The following is a 12,992-nucleotide window of genomic DNA, read 5'->3' on the forward strand; positions in this document are numbered from 1 at the left end:
TGTTAAGCGGCATGAAATCACTATAGATTCTCCGAAGGCTCCCTGCCTATGATTAAGAAAGAAGCTATGCAAAGGAGCCTGAAATCCGATGACCGATACATCTGCGTCTTATGACAAGAATGCGGCCGCCCCCTACCCTCCGCTCGGCTGGAACAGCTGGGACTGCTACGGGGCGGCCGTCACCGAAGAGGAGATTCGCGGCAATGCCGCTTACATGGCGGCCCATCTGAAGGAATACGGCTGGGAATATGTCACGGTCGATATCCAGTGGTATGAGCCCGGCGCGGTCTCTTCCCAGTACCGTCCGTTCGTCCCGCTCGAAATGGATGCCTATTCGCGTCTGCTTCCGGCCGTTAACCGCTTCCCTTCGGCGGCCGGCGGGCAGGGCTTCAAGCCGCTGGCTGCTGAAATTCACGGTATGGGCCTGAAGTTCGGCATTCATATCATGCGCGGCATTCCGCGCCAGGCCGTCCATGCCGACACCCCGATCCTCGGCAGCGCCGCCACCGCCCGCAGCATCGCCCATCCGAACTCCATCTGTCCGTGGAACACGGACATGTACGGCGTGGACGCCTCGCGGGACGGAGCCCAGGCGTATTATGATTCGCTTTTTCAAATGTACGCCGATTGGGGAGTCGATCTCGTCAAAGTGGACGACATCGCCGCTTCCCGGCTGTACGGCACCCACCAGGACGAAATCGTCCTGATCCGGGAAGCCATCGCCCGCTGCGGACGGCCGATGGTTCTGAGCCTGTCTCCCGGTCCGGCCCCGGTAGAGCTGGCCGGCTTCTTCCGCGAGCATGCCAATATGTGGCGGGTCACCGATGATTTCTGGGATCAGTGGCCGCTGCTCCTGGACATGTTCGACCGCTGCCGCGCCTGGCAGAGCGTCGCCGGTCCCGGCTGCTGGCCGGACTGCGATATGCTGCCTCTCGGACACATCGGCATCCGCTCGGTGGACGGCGGCGGTTCCGACCGGTGGACCCGGTTCACCCGCGACGAGCAGCTGACCCTGCTGTCGCTCTGGAGCATCGTCCGCTCGCCGCTCATTCTCGGCGGCGAACTGCGCGACAACGACGAATGGACGCTGTCGCTCCTCACCAACCGCGATGTGCTGCGCCTGCACCGCGAGAGCGGCGGCGCGCGCGAAGCGCTCCGCCGGGGGCCCGCCGTCGTCTGGACGGCGGAAGAGAGCGGCGGCGCCGTGTACGCCGCCCTGTTCAACACCGGCGAGACGCCGCTTGCCCTGCGGCTGTCGCCGGAGGAGCTCGGCCTCGCCGCCTTCCCCGGCGGCGGGACCGAGCTGTGGAGCGGCCAGCCCGCCCGGCTGGCCGAAGGCGCCCTGGACGCCGGCGTGCCGCCGCACGGCGTCCGGCTGTACCGGTTCGGCTAAGGAGCCGCGCCCGGCGGGCTCTTAGCCGAACCGGCTCCAGCACCAAGAGGCCGTCCCCGGCAGGGGACGGCCTCTTGGTGCTGCGGCGGCCTTTCGGTGTGGGGTACGGCCTCTTGATGCTGCGGACGGCCTTTCGGTGCTGCGGGCGCCTTTTGGTGCTGCGGACGGCCTCTTGGTGCTGCGGCGGCCTTTCGGTGTTGCGGACGGCCTCTTGATGCTGCGGGCCGCCCACAGGCCCTGCGCCTCTGCCGCCCGCCGGGCCTTACAGCTCCATCAGGAACTGGAAGATCCGGTCCGGCATGCCGGGCAGTCCTTCATGGCCGAAGTCCGGATAGATCTCCAGCTGTAGCGGGGAGCGAATCTTGTTGAGCGCAGCGAACTGGGTGGACGGCGGGCAGATATTATCCATCAGCCCGACGCCGAACAGCACCTCCGCCCGGATGCGCGGAGCGAGATGCTGGATGTCGATATAGCCCAGCTTGGCAAAAATCTCATCCTCCCGCTTGTGCTGCGGATCGAAATGCCGGAAGTAATCCCGCAGCTCGCCGTAGGCGTCCTTGGCCAGGTCCATCTCCCATACGCGCTTGTAGTCGCTGAGGAACGGATAGACCGGAGCCGCCCGCTTGATCCGCGGCTCCAGCGCGGCGCAGGCGATTGTCAGCGCGCCGCCCTGGGACCAGCCCGTTGCGCCTACGCGGTTCTCGTCGACTTCCTCGAAGCCCATCACGATTGCCGCCAGCTGGGCGGTGTCCAGGAAGACCTGGCGCATCATCATCTGTTCGGCCGGGCCGTCCAGACCGCGGATAAAGTGGCCCTGGAACGTGTTGCCCTTGTGGCCGCCGCGGTCCTCGGACCATCCGCCCTGGCCCCGCACATCAAGCGCGGCGCAGGAGAAGCCGAGCGCAGCATATTGCAGCCGGTCCTGCCAGTCTCCCGAGTCTCCGCTGTAGCCGTGGAACTGGAGAACGGCGGGATGCGGCGCCGGAACGTCCTTCGGCCGGATGTATTTGGCATGTACGCGCGATCCGCCGACTCCGGTGAAATACAGGTCGAAGCATTCCGCATAAGGGGCCTGGAATTCCGAGCGCACCAGCTCCACCTGCGGATCGGTTCCTCTCATTTCCTCCAGCGCAGCTTCCCAGTACGCGTCGAAATCCGCGGGCCGCGGATTTCGGCCCTCATAGTCTTTTAATTCTGAAAGCGGCATGTCCAGCATGGGCATCGTATGTATCCTCCTCGTAGGGTCTTGTTGCTTGTAGGGTCTTGTTGCTTGTAGGGTCTTCTTGCTTGCAGTAGTTTGGTTGCTTGCAGTGGTCTTCTTGCTTCCAACAACGTCAGTCTTTGCTTCCTGCCTGTTCCCCGGCAGCCGGCGCGGCCCCGATCCGTCTCAGCCAGGCGGCGCAGAGGCCCGGCCAGGTCCGGGCTTCGGGATGGTCCTGGGCAAGCCCGAGCCCATGCTCCCCCGACTGATAAGAATGCAGCTCGAACGGCACCTTGCTCTGGCTCAGCGCCGCCGCCAGCAGCAGGGCATTCTCCACCGGCACATCCGGGTCGTCCGAGGTATGCCAGATGAAAGCCGGAGGCGTATCGGCGGTTACCTGAAGCTCGTTCGAGAGCAGCCGAATTTCCTCTTCGGACGGTTCCGGTCCCAGCAGATTCGTGCGGGATCCGTCATGCCGGAATTCACCGAGGCTGACGACCGGGTATCCCAGGATCATAAAATCCGGCCGGCAGGACATCCGCTCCACCGGGTCCGCCGCCCCGGCTTCGCCCGGGTCATAGTGTGTTCCGGCTGCTCCGGCCAAATGTCCGCCCGCCGAGAAGCCCAGAATGCCGATCCGGTCCGGATCGACGCCCCACTCGGCGGCATGCAGCCGGACCGTCCGGACAGCCCGCTGGGCGTCGAGCAGCGGAGCGGGATGCCGGTACGGCGCGACGCGGTAATCCAGGACGAACGCAGCGAGACCGAGCCCGTTCAGCCAGCGGGCCACCGGCCCGCCCTCATGATCCGCCCGCAGGAAGTAGGCGCCTCCCGGCAGGACGATCACGGCGGCGCGGAGCGCTTCGCCCGGGTCGGGCAGATAGGCCGTCAGCGCCGGCCGATCTTCCGGCCCGTCTCCCGCAGCCAGCGGGGCGCCTTCCGGCCAAAGTTCCATTCGCATATCGCTATCCTTCTCTCATCAAGCTTGCTTGCACTCGCTTACATATTATCATAGAAGCCGAGTCTGCGGCAGACCCGTCCGGCAGGACAACACAGAAGGAGCGCCTCCCGGGGAGACGCTCCTTCCATAATCCTGCTCCATGCCCTGCTAAAGGTCCGATCACACCTTGAACTTGCCGACCAGTTCCTGCAATTCTTCCGCCATGTGCGACAGCGACGACGAAGAGGCTGAAATGTCCTCCATCGCCTGATGCTGCTCGGCTGCCCCTTGGGAAATGCGCTTGGATTCTCCGAGCGACTCGCGGGAGATCGCAACCATCTCGTGCATGGAGGCCGAGATTTCTTCGGTGCTGGCCGAGAGCTCCTCGGTGGCCGCGGACACTTCCTGAATCTGGGCGGTAACGCTCTGCACGGCATCCAGCACGGACTCGAACACTTCGCGCACCCGGTTGATTCCCTGAACGCCGGCCTCTACCTGGCCGATGCTTGCCTCTACCGCCTGGCCGGTGCTCAGCGTAGACTGCTGAATCTCCGCCACAAGATTGGCAATAGACTCTGTGGCTGCGGACGTCTGTTCCGCCAGCTTCTTGACCTCCCCGGCGACGACCGCGAATCCGCGGCCATGCTCGCCCGCGCGGGCCGCCTCGATCGAGGCGTTCAGCGAGAGCAGATTGGTCTGCGTGGCAATAGAAGAAATGTAAGTCACGATGCCGTTAATTTCTTCCGACTTGGACTGAAGCACCCGGATCGTCGCCGCCGACCGGCCGACGGTCTCCTTCACTCCGTTGATCTGGGCTACGGCGTTCTCGACCGCCTGGTCGCCGTCCATCATTTCCTTCTGCACGTCAAGCGCCCGTTCGTTGACGATCCCGGCCGATTCGGCAATCCGCTGAATGCCGATCGCCATCTCCTGAATGGCCTCCGCCGACTGCTCGGACCCCTCCGTCTGCATCGTTGCGCCTTGGGCCATCGTCTCGGCGGCCTGGGCCGTCTCTTCCGACGTCTGAAGCGAGCTGGCCGCAATGGCGGTGAGCTGTTCCGAAGAAGCCGCCGTATGCTGCACCGAATCGGAGAGCTTCTCCAGCGCATGGGAGAAGGAATCCAGCATCTCGTTCATGCCGGTCTTGACCTGCTCCAGCTCGTCGCTGCCTTTGACCGGAAGCCGGTCGGTCAGGTCGCCTTCCGAGACCTTCTTCATCAGCCGGGTGAACGGCTTCAGCCGCTTCATAATAACGGCGGACGCCAGATAGGCCAGCACCGCTACGGACACCGCACTGACCAGCAGGATCAGCATGGCTTCCCGCTCGGTTGCCGTCACCTTGGCCAGCAGATCGGAATCCTCGCCGCTGACGACCACTCTCCAGCCGGTCAGATCCACGTTGTCATAGGAGGCCGTCTTGGCGGTGCCGTCCGGCTCGGTATAATGCACGGTACCGGATTCTTTTGCCAGCACTTCATTGTCGAACGTCTTGATCTTGGCGGCGTTGGCGAACTCCTTGAAACTCTTGCCGATCTTGTCCGCATTTGGATGGGTCAGATATACCCCGGTCTTGGACAGCAGGTAGGCATAGGTCGTCTTGCTGAGCTTATTCTCATTGAGGCGCTCCAGGATGTGGTCTGGGCTGAGCATGCCCTGAATAATTCCCTGGAATTTGCCCGCCTTGTCTGTCAGCGGGATGTCGATCAGGATGATGTTGGCCCCGCTCTTGCTGTCCTTCAGCAAGTCCGAGACGCCGACCGTCTTCTCCTTCTGGATACGCTGGAAATTGGCAAAGTCCGATATATCGAGCGAGACGTTCTCCTCGTTGAACGCCTGTCCCGCAGCCGTTGAATAGTAGAAAGACAGCACATCAGGGTTCAAGGCCTTCATCGTCTGCAGAAGAGCCACAATGCGGGCGCGGTCTCCGCCCAGCAGAACAGGCTGATATTCGGCCGTCAGACTCTTGAACGCGTCGATCTTCTCCTTAAGCAGCGTGTCCAAGGCAGCCGCATTGGTCCCCGCAAGCTGAAGCTGCTCGTCTTCGATTTCCTGCTTCACAATCCCTGTAAAGGATTGCGACAGCGTCCCGGTTACAATCAGCAGCGGTACAATAACCAGCACCAGCAGCAAGGCTGTCAGCTTGGTTTTGAGAGATACAGACCGCTTGCGCAGAGACGAAAATAATTTCATGCATTAACCCCTCGCTGTCGTAAATGAAATGATATCTCCTATATTTTCGACATTTTTCGCCTTTTGTTTATAGAGAAATTCGTTTTTTCCAAAAAAAAGAACCTGCGTCTAATCCAACGCAAGTTCCTGGATTCACACAGGTTCCGGCCGCTCTACCGGAACAGCCCTGTCAGAGCCCGGGCCAGAGGCTTCCACAGCCGCGGATACTCCCGCTCGATCAGTGCTCTGACTTCATCTGCGGGAATGGTGCTCCAGTTGCCGTCGCCCGGCATCAGGGCATACGCTCCCCGTGCAGTATCCCCGATGGCGATATGCCCGCTGGCATAGCCGCCGATCGCGATATGGGAAGCGATCGCGCAGCCGCCGACCGAGAAGAGGCCGACCGCCAGCCCGCCGGCCGCAATGACGCCGACGGCAAGGCCTCCGACGGCAACCGTTCCGGCGGCGATTCCTCCGGCTCCCAGCAGCACCCCGGCAGCGAGTCCCGCAAGACTGATGAGACCCAGAGCCAGCGCACCGAAGCAGAGAGCGCCCAGCGCGACCACTCCGACCGATATCACTCCGACGGACACCGTTCCTACGGCGACAATGCCTCTGGCCACCCGGATCCCCCGTCCGAGGTTGACATGGACGAGCGGAACGCCGAACCAGGTCCGGCGGCTCTTATATTCGTAATGAAACGACGGCCCCCAGGAAGAGTAGGGCATTCCCGGCCCGGTCTCCGGCACCGGCTGCCGGACGAATCCGTCCGGGGAAGCCGGTGCCGCCTGCTCCGCCGTCCCCGCCTCTTCCTCTTTGAGCAGGGCATCGACGCTTACCCCGAACAGACGGCTCAGCGCCACCATCTTGTCGAGCTCCGGGGAAGACTGTCCCGACTCCCACTTCGAGACGGCCTGCCGGGACACGCCGATCCGGTCCGCCAGATTCTCCTGGGACATCCCCCGCTGTTTTCTGTACATTTGCAGTTTATCTGCCAATTGCATCCTCAATCACCTCATCCCGATCTTATCTCTGACGGCATGAAATTGGCTACCAAGTTAGGCTTGCAAGATGTCAACCGGCGGTTGCGGGGCCTGATTTAGTCCTGAACAATGCCCTTCAGCCCTTTCATGAACCGGCTTGAGGCATAGCAGATCTGCCCGTTCTTCATCCGGATCTCCCGCTTGCCGAAATCGACCTCCATGATGTTGTCCTTGTTGACGACAAAGGAGTTATGGCAGCGGTAGAACCGGGTGTCCCGTTCCAGGATGTCCTTGAGCTTGCCGTAGAACTCCACCTGACGGTTCTTCGTATGCAGGATAATTTTGTGCAGCTGGGGCGATGTCTCGAAGAACATGATCTCGCCATACGGCACACTGATCATCTTGTCGCCGGATTTGACCTGGAAGATCTTCAGATTGTCGTGCTTGTTCATCACGTAACGCTGGTTGGCGGTGTTGATGCATTCAATGACCCGCTGGCGGATATCCGTGAACTGGTCCTTGGTAATGTAGTCCATCGCCTCTACCTTGTATGTGAACGTCAGATAAGTCAGTTCCGGGTGGGTCGTCACGAAGACGATGGCCCCATAGGTATCGTATTCGCGAATTTCCGCTCCCAGAGCAATCCCGCTCTTCTCTTCCTTGAGATCGACATCAAGAAAATAAAGACCCGTTACCCGGTTATTCCGCAAGTACTCCAGAATATCCTCCGAGTTCGGCGTCGCCATGACAATCTTCATATCGAGATTCTCCATGGTGATATAATCGGACACATATTTCACCATCTTGTTGCGCTGCGCTTCATCGTCTTCACAAATAAATACTTCCAGCATGCCTGACTATGATACCTCCTCCATACTCAACACCTGAATAAAGCGTCCGTCCCGGCATTCCGTATCCAGCGTGGCTTCCCTGGAACCGCTGACGACTTCCCGAAGCGTGCTCAGTCCAAGCCCCCGGTTGCTTCCCTTGGTGGAGAAGCCCCGCTCATACATCCGGTAGATCAACGGCGTATCCGGCCGGCAGCTGTTGGATACGACAATCAGAACCGACTGGGGACGCTTGATCAGCGCAACATTGATCGCCGGCTCCTGGCACTGCACCGCCTCTTCAATGGCGTTGTCGAGAATAATGCCGATGCACCGGCAGAGATCGACCGAGTCCATCGGCGTACTCTCAATCACTTCTTCCACCTCAATGACCGTATCAATGCCCAGCTCCTGGGCCTGAATCAGCTTGGAGGACAGAATGCCCTTCAGCTCCTGAAGCTTCACATTCTGCAGAGCGCCCAGCTTGAAATTATTCGATTGCATTCCCCGGCTGATCGGAACAATCTTGTTCTCGAAATAAGCCTGCAGGCGGTCCATATCGTTGGCCCGGATATACTCCGACATGGTCATCAGAATATTGATGTAATCGTGGCGGAACTGCTGCATCTCCCGGTACATGGACTCCAGCGTGCTGGTGTATTCCATCAGCTGCTCGTAATGCTCCTGCCTGCTCTTGAGCGCCGTCTCTTTGAGAATGACGCGGATCAGCACCGAGAACACGGCAATCAGCAGGACAAAATAGAACAGAAACAGCAGGGAATTCGCTTGAATATTATGTTCGGAGAAGCCCTGCTGTTCGCCGTTGAAGATATTGATATAGAAGATCGATAAGGTCGTTACGCTCAGCAGCAGGAAGAGGCCGCCGTATTTCTTCGTGAATTCTTTGTATTGGAGGATCAGCTGAATCAGTCGGCGGATGCCGAAGCTAAGCAGAATGGACAGACAGAGGATGCCAAGACTGTAGAGAACGGCCGGCCAGCCGATCGAGGCCTGAGTCTGGCTGAAGTTGATGTCCAGCAGGAGAATGCTGACCAGGTTGAGAACATAGTCGCTCAGCACGAGCAGAATGAGGGCGATGACCGGAGTCAGAATACTGACCATGAGCCGCCTCAGATGGTACCAGAGAAACAGCGCAATGACGGGCAGAACCACAAAGATGCTGGCCGTTCCGAGAAGCAGATACAGCGGATAAGCCAGTGCCTGGGAGCCGGGAATCAGAATCAGCAGTTCCCTGGAGGTTACCTTGTAGTCCAGCATGACATAAGCGGAGAGAACAACCGTCAGGATTTGGATTAGCAGGCAGAGGAACGTATACATGGATGCTCCTTCAGAAGATCATGTCTATTTCCAACCATACTATCAAATCCCTTTTCCATCGGTCAACAGAAAATGGCCGTTTTTTCCTCGTCTCCTTTATTTGTCCTCCCGAGCGCTCTTCAACAGCTCCAGCGGCAGTTCCGGCTCGTATCCGATTAAGAAACAGCATTTCTCCAGCGACATTTCGCCGCTCTTGATGGCCAGACTGCCGAGCGCATGCGCCATGTGACCTCTAATTCCGGCTAACCGATCCTGCTTCATATTGTTCATAGTTATTAACACTCCTTTTTAATAGTTGGTATGTAAAAGGGTGAATCATCAGCGTCTGCAGTGCAGCGCCCAGCATGAGCAGCGCCTTGAACGGCGCGGGGCAGAGGAGCGCGGCTGCCGTGACGGCCAGGCAGGCGCCCAGCGATTGACTGCGGAGCTTTCTCCGCCGGTTCGGTCCAAGGAGCGGGAACTTGCTGGTGTCGGCCGGCGCGTGCCGTGCCAGATTCCACAGGCAGATCAGGGATGTGAGCAGTACGGGGAAATTGCCAAAGGGCAGGCGGATTGCCAGATACGGCAGTCCCAGGAGCAGGACGGCGCTGGATAAGGTGCAGCCCAGACTCGTATTCGCATGGAGACCGAAGGAGCTCCTTCGCACCGCATAGTAGGCGGCATGGAGCACAAGGGTCTGCCACAGCAGATGACAGGCGGCGGAAGCGGCATAGATGAGAGTCGTTTTGCTCAGATTAATCAGCAGCATTTCGATTCCCAGCTTCATCTTCAGGACTTCCAGCCGGTCCAGCTCTCGGCCTCTGCTGAGCAGAGCGGTAAGCCGGGCAGCGGCCTTCTCCGTCATGGATACCCTGGCAGCGGTTGCTTTCAGCGTCATATCTCATCTCCTCTCTGAATCTATCTTAACTCCTTGACAGACTCGTGAACATTTTAGGCGTGACAATGCGATTTTCCTTCCTGTTTGCGTATAAAAGGGACCGAATCTTGTCCTAACTGCTGCAGCGGAACACCTAGCTGCACAGACAGACTCCCTCCCCTGCTGTCTTCAGGGAGGGAGCCGGATAAATTCTTATGAAGCCATCAGCGCCGCCAGTGCGGCTTCGATGTCCATTTTGGCCGGAACGACGATACTGCAAATCTCCATCTCATTCTTCATGAAGCAGTAGCCGGTCAGAAACGGGAACCAGGCGAACTTCAGGCGGTATACGCTGCGCTGGAACCGCCCGTCCCGGGCAATCCCGCTGATCTCATAGACCGGGTAGTCGGCCAGCAGCCCCATCCGCAGCGCCTTGCCCAACGCTTCCTTGCAGCTGAAGAACATATACCCGAACGCTTCCCGGAATCCGGCCTGCGCGATGAGCGCCTGTTCCGCCTCGCTCAGCATATCGTCGACGGGAATGCCGTCGCGGATGGTCTCGACGTCCACGCCGACCAGCTGGTCCTTCGTATACAGCACCGCCAGAACATATTGCTTCGAGTGGCTCAACCCCACTTCAACCACATGGTCTTTGAGAATGGGGTAGCGAAGAACGCCGTAATCGACCGTGATCTGATCGAAGGCTTTTTGCTCCCCGATAAAGTGCTCCAGCAGACTCTTCTTGATGGCATACCGGCCGTACAGAAATTCCCGCCTTCTTCCCTCATTCACCATGTTCCGGTAAATGTCCATTTCCGTCCGGCTGAGCGTGTCTTCCGCTTCAATCGCCGGCATGGCATCCATTTCGATCAATACGGGGTGTATCACATCGGCTCACTTCCTTACCGTTTCATCAGATGTCTCACGCCTTACAGGCTGTACGCGGCATGGTATTCTTCCCCGATCATGGACGAGATGGCGGCAACGGTCGGATTCTCGATGATATCGAAGAAGCTGAAATCGGAACCGAACGTCTGGTTGAGTTCCCGGGCAATCTCCCATACCGTGATGGAATCCATGCCTAGCTCGAAGAAATCGGTCTGCGGCGTCAGCCGGTCCGTGTTCACGTACCGCTGCACAATCCGGGCGACCTTCTTATCCTTCGGCAGGAAGAAGCGTTCATAGAGCGTCCGCGTATCGGTCTTGCCGTTGTCCGTGAGCGGAAGCTCGGACACGTAGACCGTCTTCGCCGGGAGCATGTACATAGGAAGCACCGACTTCAGCTTGCCGTTCAGGTTCTCCAGGCGGGTCGTGACCGCCAGACAGATTTTTTTGTCCTGCACAAAAGCATGCGCATTCTGGGCTCCCAGCGACTTGGCCGCATATTCGATCTCCTGGAGATCAATGCGGTAGCCGTTCACCTTCACCTGCGTATCCTTCCGCCCCAGATAGGAGATCCGGCCGTCCGCCAGCTTCCGCACCAGATCGCCGGTCCGGTAGACCGGGATGCCGTTCCACTCGGTGAACACCTCGGCGGTCTTCTCGGGATTGCCGAGATAGCCGAGCGCCATTCCCTCGCCGGTCACATACAGCTCGCCCTCTTCGCTCTCCAGACCCGACTCGTCCACAACGAATACCCCGGTTCCGTGAATCGGCGTCCCGATTGCAATCTCCTCCACCTCGCTCTCCATGACGTCCAGCGTCGTGAACACGGTGTTCTCGGTCGGACCGTAGCCGTTGATGACCGCCGTATACGGAAGCGCCTTGCGCACATGCTGGAGGCTGAGCTGCTCGCCGCCGACAATGACGCGGTCGAGCCGCTTGAACATTTCGGGCTTCTTGTCCACCCAGAAGTTGAACAGCGAGCTGGTGATCCACATCATGTCGATCTCCTGGTTGATCCGCTTCTCTACGAGGAAAATATTGAGCACCTCCGTCTTCGACATCAGCGCCACGGTCATGCCGCTGAGCAGACCGCCCCACACCTCGATGATCGAGGCGTCAAATTCCAGCGGGCTGATATGGGAGATCGTCTTCCCCGCCTCCAGCCCGAGCCGCTTCTCGCCGAGAAGCCGGAGAACGCCCCGGTCCGGAATGCCCACCGCCTTGGGCAGCGATGTCGTTCCCGATGTGAAGATCACGTAGCAGAGCTGGTCGGCGGACCGGCCTGCGGTCTGCCATTCGCTCTCCCGCCCGGCCTGCGGCTCCAGCACCTCGTCGATCGTCAGCCGGATGCCGAGCGTCTCGCGCATGTACTGCTTCCGGGTCTCGGGATAGCTCTTGTTGATGACCGTATAGGCGGCCCCCTCCTTCAGAATGGCGAGCATGGCGGCGATGGCTTCGATGCTCCGCTCCAGCTCGATGGCAACGACATCCCCCGGCCCGATGCCGGATTTCGCCAGCAGATCGCCGTACCCGTTCGAGAGGGCGTTCAATCCGGAGTAGGTGATGCTCCGGTTCGTCTCGGACACCGCGACCGTCTCTCCGCGGCTCGTCAGATGGGTGTGAAAAAGCTCCAGTATACTTGTCATTGTAATCTTCCTCCCCTAATTTCAGATCGCGGGCCGCTTCGAGCCCTGAATGAACAGCAGCAGATCCGAGACGACTTCCTCTTGGCATTCGTACAGGAAGAAGTGTCCTCCCGGGTAATCGTAACGGGCAAGCTCACCTTCGGTGACATCCTTCCAGTCTTCCGGCGCGGTGACGGAACGGTCGCTCCGTCCCTGGAACACGGCTACTTCGATCTCCGCCGGGAACCGGCGGCACCGGTAGCCGTTCGTAGTGTTGTACCGGCCCACCGCCGCTATATCGCTCCGCAGCGCCGGAAGGAACAGACGCCGCATCTGCGGCGAATCGAACTGATGCTCCTTGATGAGTCCGTAGACGCGGCAGTGTTCCAGCAGAGCCTCGTCTTCTTCCAGATCCTCTTCACTGACCCGGACGCGGTGCGGAGGGGTGGCCGCCATGAAGATCAGCTTCCCTATGCGGAACCCGCGCTGCTTCAGCAGCTGGGCCAGTTCATAGACAATCAGCGAGCCCATGCTGTAGCCGAGCAGGATCAGCTCTTCATCCGGGTCCAGTTCCGGCTCAAGCCGGGCCAGCAGGTCGGCAGCCTGTTCGGCAATGGATTCCAGCGCCGGCTCCGAGAGACGCCGGCCGTGGCCCGCATATTCAACGGCCAGCAGGCCGAGGTCCGGCAGCCGGGCACGGATTTGTTTGTGCAGCCCGGTAAATACATTGACATGGGCGCCCGCATAGGGGCAGCAGATCAGCTTCACGGTCTTC

The 12,992-nt window shown here is 59.7% G+C and carries 12 protein-coding genes; 1 reads left to right on the forward strand and 11 read right to left on the reverse strand.

Going from position 1 to position 12,992, the window contains the following annotated elements; translation table 11 throughout:
• Positions 1-88 precede the first annotated feature (88 nt).
• Complete coding sequence (locus RBI05_RS14870; RefSeq protein ID WP_310551682.1) at positions 89-1,393, forward strand: glycoside hydrolase family 27 protein; 1,305 nt, start codon at positions 89-91, stop codon at positions 1,391-1,393.
• Positions 1,394-1,655: 262 nt separating this feature from the next.
• On the opposite strand, the gene RBI05_RS14875 is transcribed toward RBI05_RS14870, so the two are convergent.
• The 11 genes from RBI05_RS14875 to RBI05_RS14925 all read right to left on the reverse strand — a co-directional run bounded on the left by RBI05_RS14875 (position 1,656) and on the right by RBI05_RS14925 (position 12,985).
• A complete protein-coding gene (locus RBI05_RS14875; protein ID WP_310551683.1) occupies positions 1,656-2,615 on the reverse strand; it encodes an acetylxylan esterase in 960 nt (319 codons plus the stop codon).
• 112 nt (positions 2,616-2,727) lie between these two features.
• On the reverse strand, positions 2,728-3,555 hold the full coding sequence (locus tag RBI05_RS14880) for an alpha/beta hydrolase (RefSeq protein WP_310551684.1): 828 nt from the start codon (positions 3,553-3,555) through the stop codon (positions 2,728-2,730).
• A gap of 159 nt (positions 3,556-3,714) precedes the next feature.
• Positions 3,715-5,724 carry a methyl-accepting chemotaxis protein gene (locus RBI05_RS14885; RefSeq protein WP_310551685.1) on the reverse strand — a complete coding sequence of 670 codons (2,010 nt, stop codon included), beginning with the start codon at positions 5,722-5,724 and terminating at the stop codon, positions 3,715-3,717.
• Positions 5,725-5,876: 152 nt separating this feature from the next.
• Entirely contained in the window at positions 5,877-6,707 is an 831-nt protein-coding gene (locus RBI05_RS14890) for a helix-turn-helix transcriptional regulator (RefSeq protein WP_310551686.1), read from the reverse strand.
• Between the two features lie 95 nt (positions 6,708-6,802).
• The gene (locus RBI05_RS14895; RefSeq protein ID WP_310551687.1) at positions 6,803-7,537 is read right to left on the reverse strand and encodes a LytR/AlgR family response regulator transcription factor; all 735 of its coding nucleotides are present in this window, start codon (positions 7,535-7,537) and stop codon (positions 6,803-6,805) included.
• A gap of 6 nt (positions 7,538-7,543) precedes the next feature.
• Entirely contained in the window at positions 7,544-8,851 is a 1,308-nt protein-coding gene (locus RBI05_RS14900; RefSeq protein WP_310551688.1) for a sensor histidine kinase, read from the reverse strand.
• Positions 8,852-8,947: 96 nt separating this feature from the next.
• Positions 8,948-9,121, reverse strand: coding sequence for a cyclic lactone autoinducer peptide (locus tag RBI05_RS14905; RefSeq protein WP_150459337.1), 174 nt, complete (start codon positions 9,119-9,121; stop codon positions 8,948-8,950).
• Positions 9,084-9,728 (reverse strand): accessory gene regulator B family protein, encoded by a 645-nt coding sequence (locus RBI05_RS14910; RefSeq protein ID WP_310551689.1) that lies wholly within the window; start codon positions 9,726-9,728, stop codon positions 9,084-9,086. Before RBI05_RS14910 ends, RBI05_RS14905 begins: the two co-directional genes overlap by 38 nt.
• 192 nt (positions 9,729-9,920) lie before the next feature.
• Positions 9,921-10,595, reverse strand: coding sequence for a 4'-phosphopantetheinyl transferase family protein (locus RBI05_RS14915; protein WP_310551690.1), 675 nt, complete (start codon positions 10,593-10,595; stop codon positions 9,921-9,923).
• A 41-nt stretch (positions 10,596-10,636) separates the two neighbouring features.
• Complete coding sequence (locus tag RBI05_RS14920; RefSeq protein WP_310551691.1) at positions 10,637-12,238, reverse strand: non-ribosomal peptide synthetase; 1,602 nt, start codon at positions 12,236-12,238, stop codon at positions 10,637-10,639.
• 21 nt (positions 12,239-12,259) lie between these two features.
• Entirely contained in the window at positions 12,260-12,985 is a 726-nt protein-coding gene (locus RBI05_RS14925; RefSeq protein WP_310551692.1) for a thioesterase II family protein, read from the reverse strand.
• Between the last annotated feature and the right edge of the window lie 7 nt (positions 12,986-12,992).

It is taken from the genome of Paenibacillus glufosinatiresistens, from assembly GCF_031470375.1.
In the GTDB taxonomy this organism is placed as follows: domain Bacteria; phylum Bacillota; class Bacilli; order Paenibacillales; family Paenibacillaceae; genus Paenibacillus_AQ; species Paenibacillus_AQ glufosinatiresistens.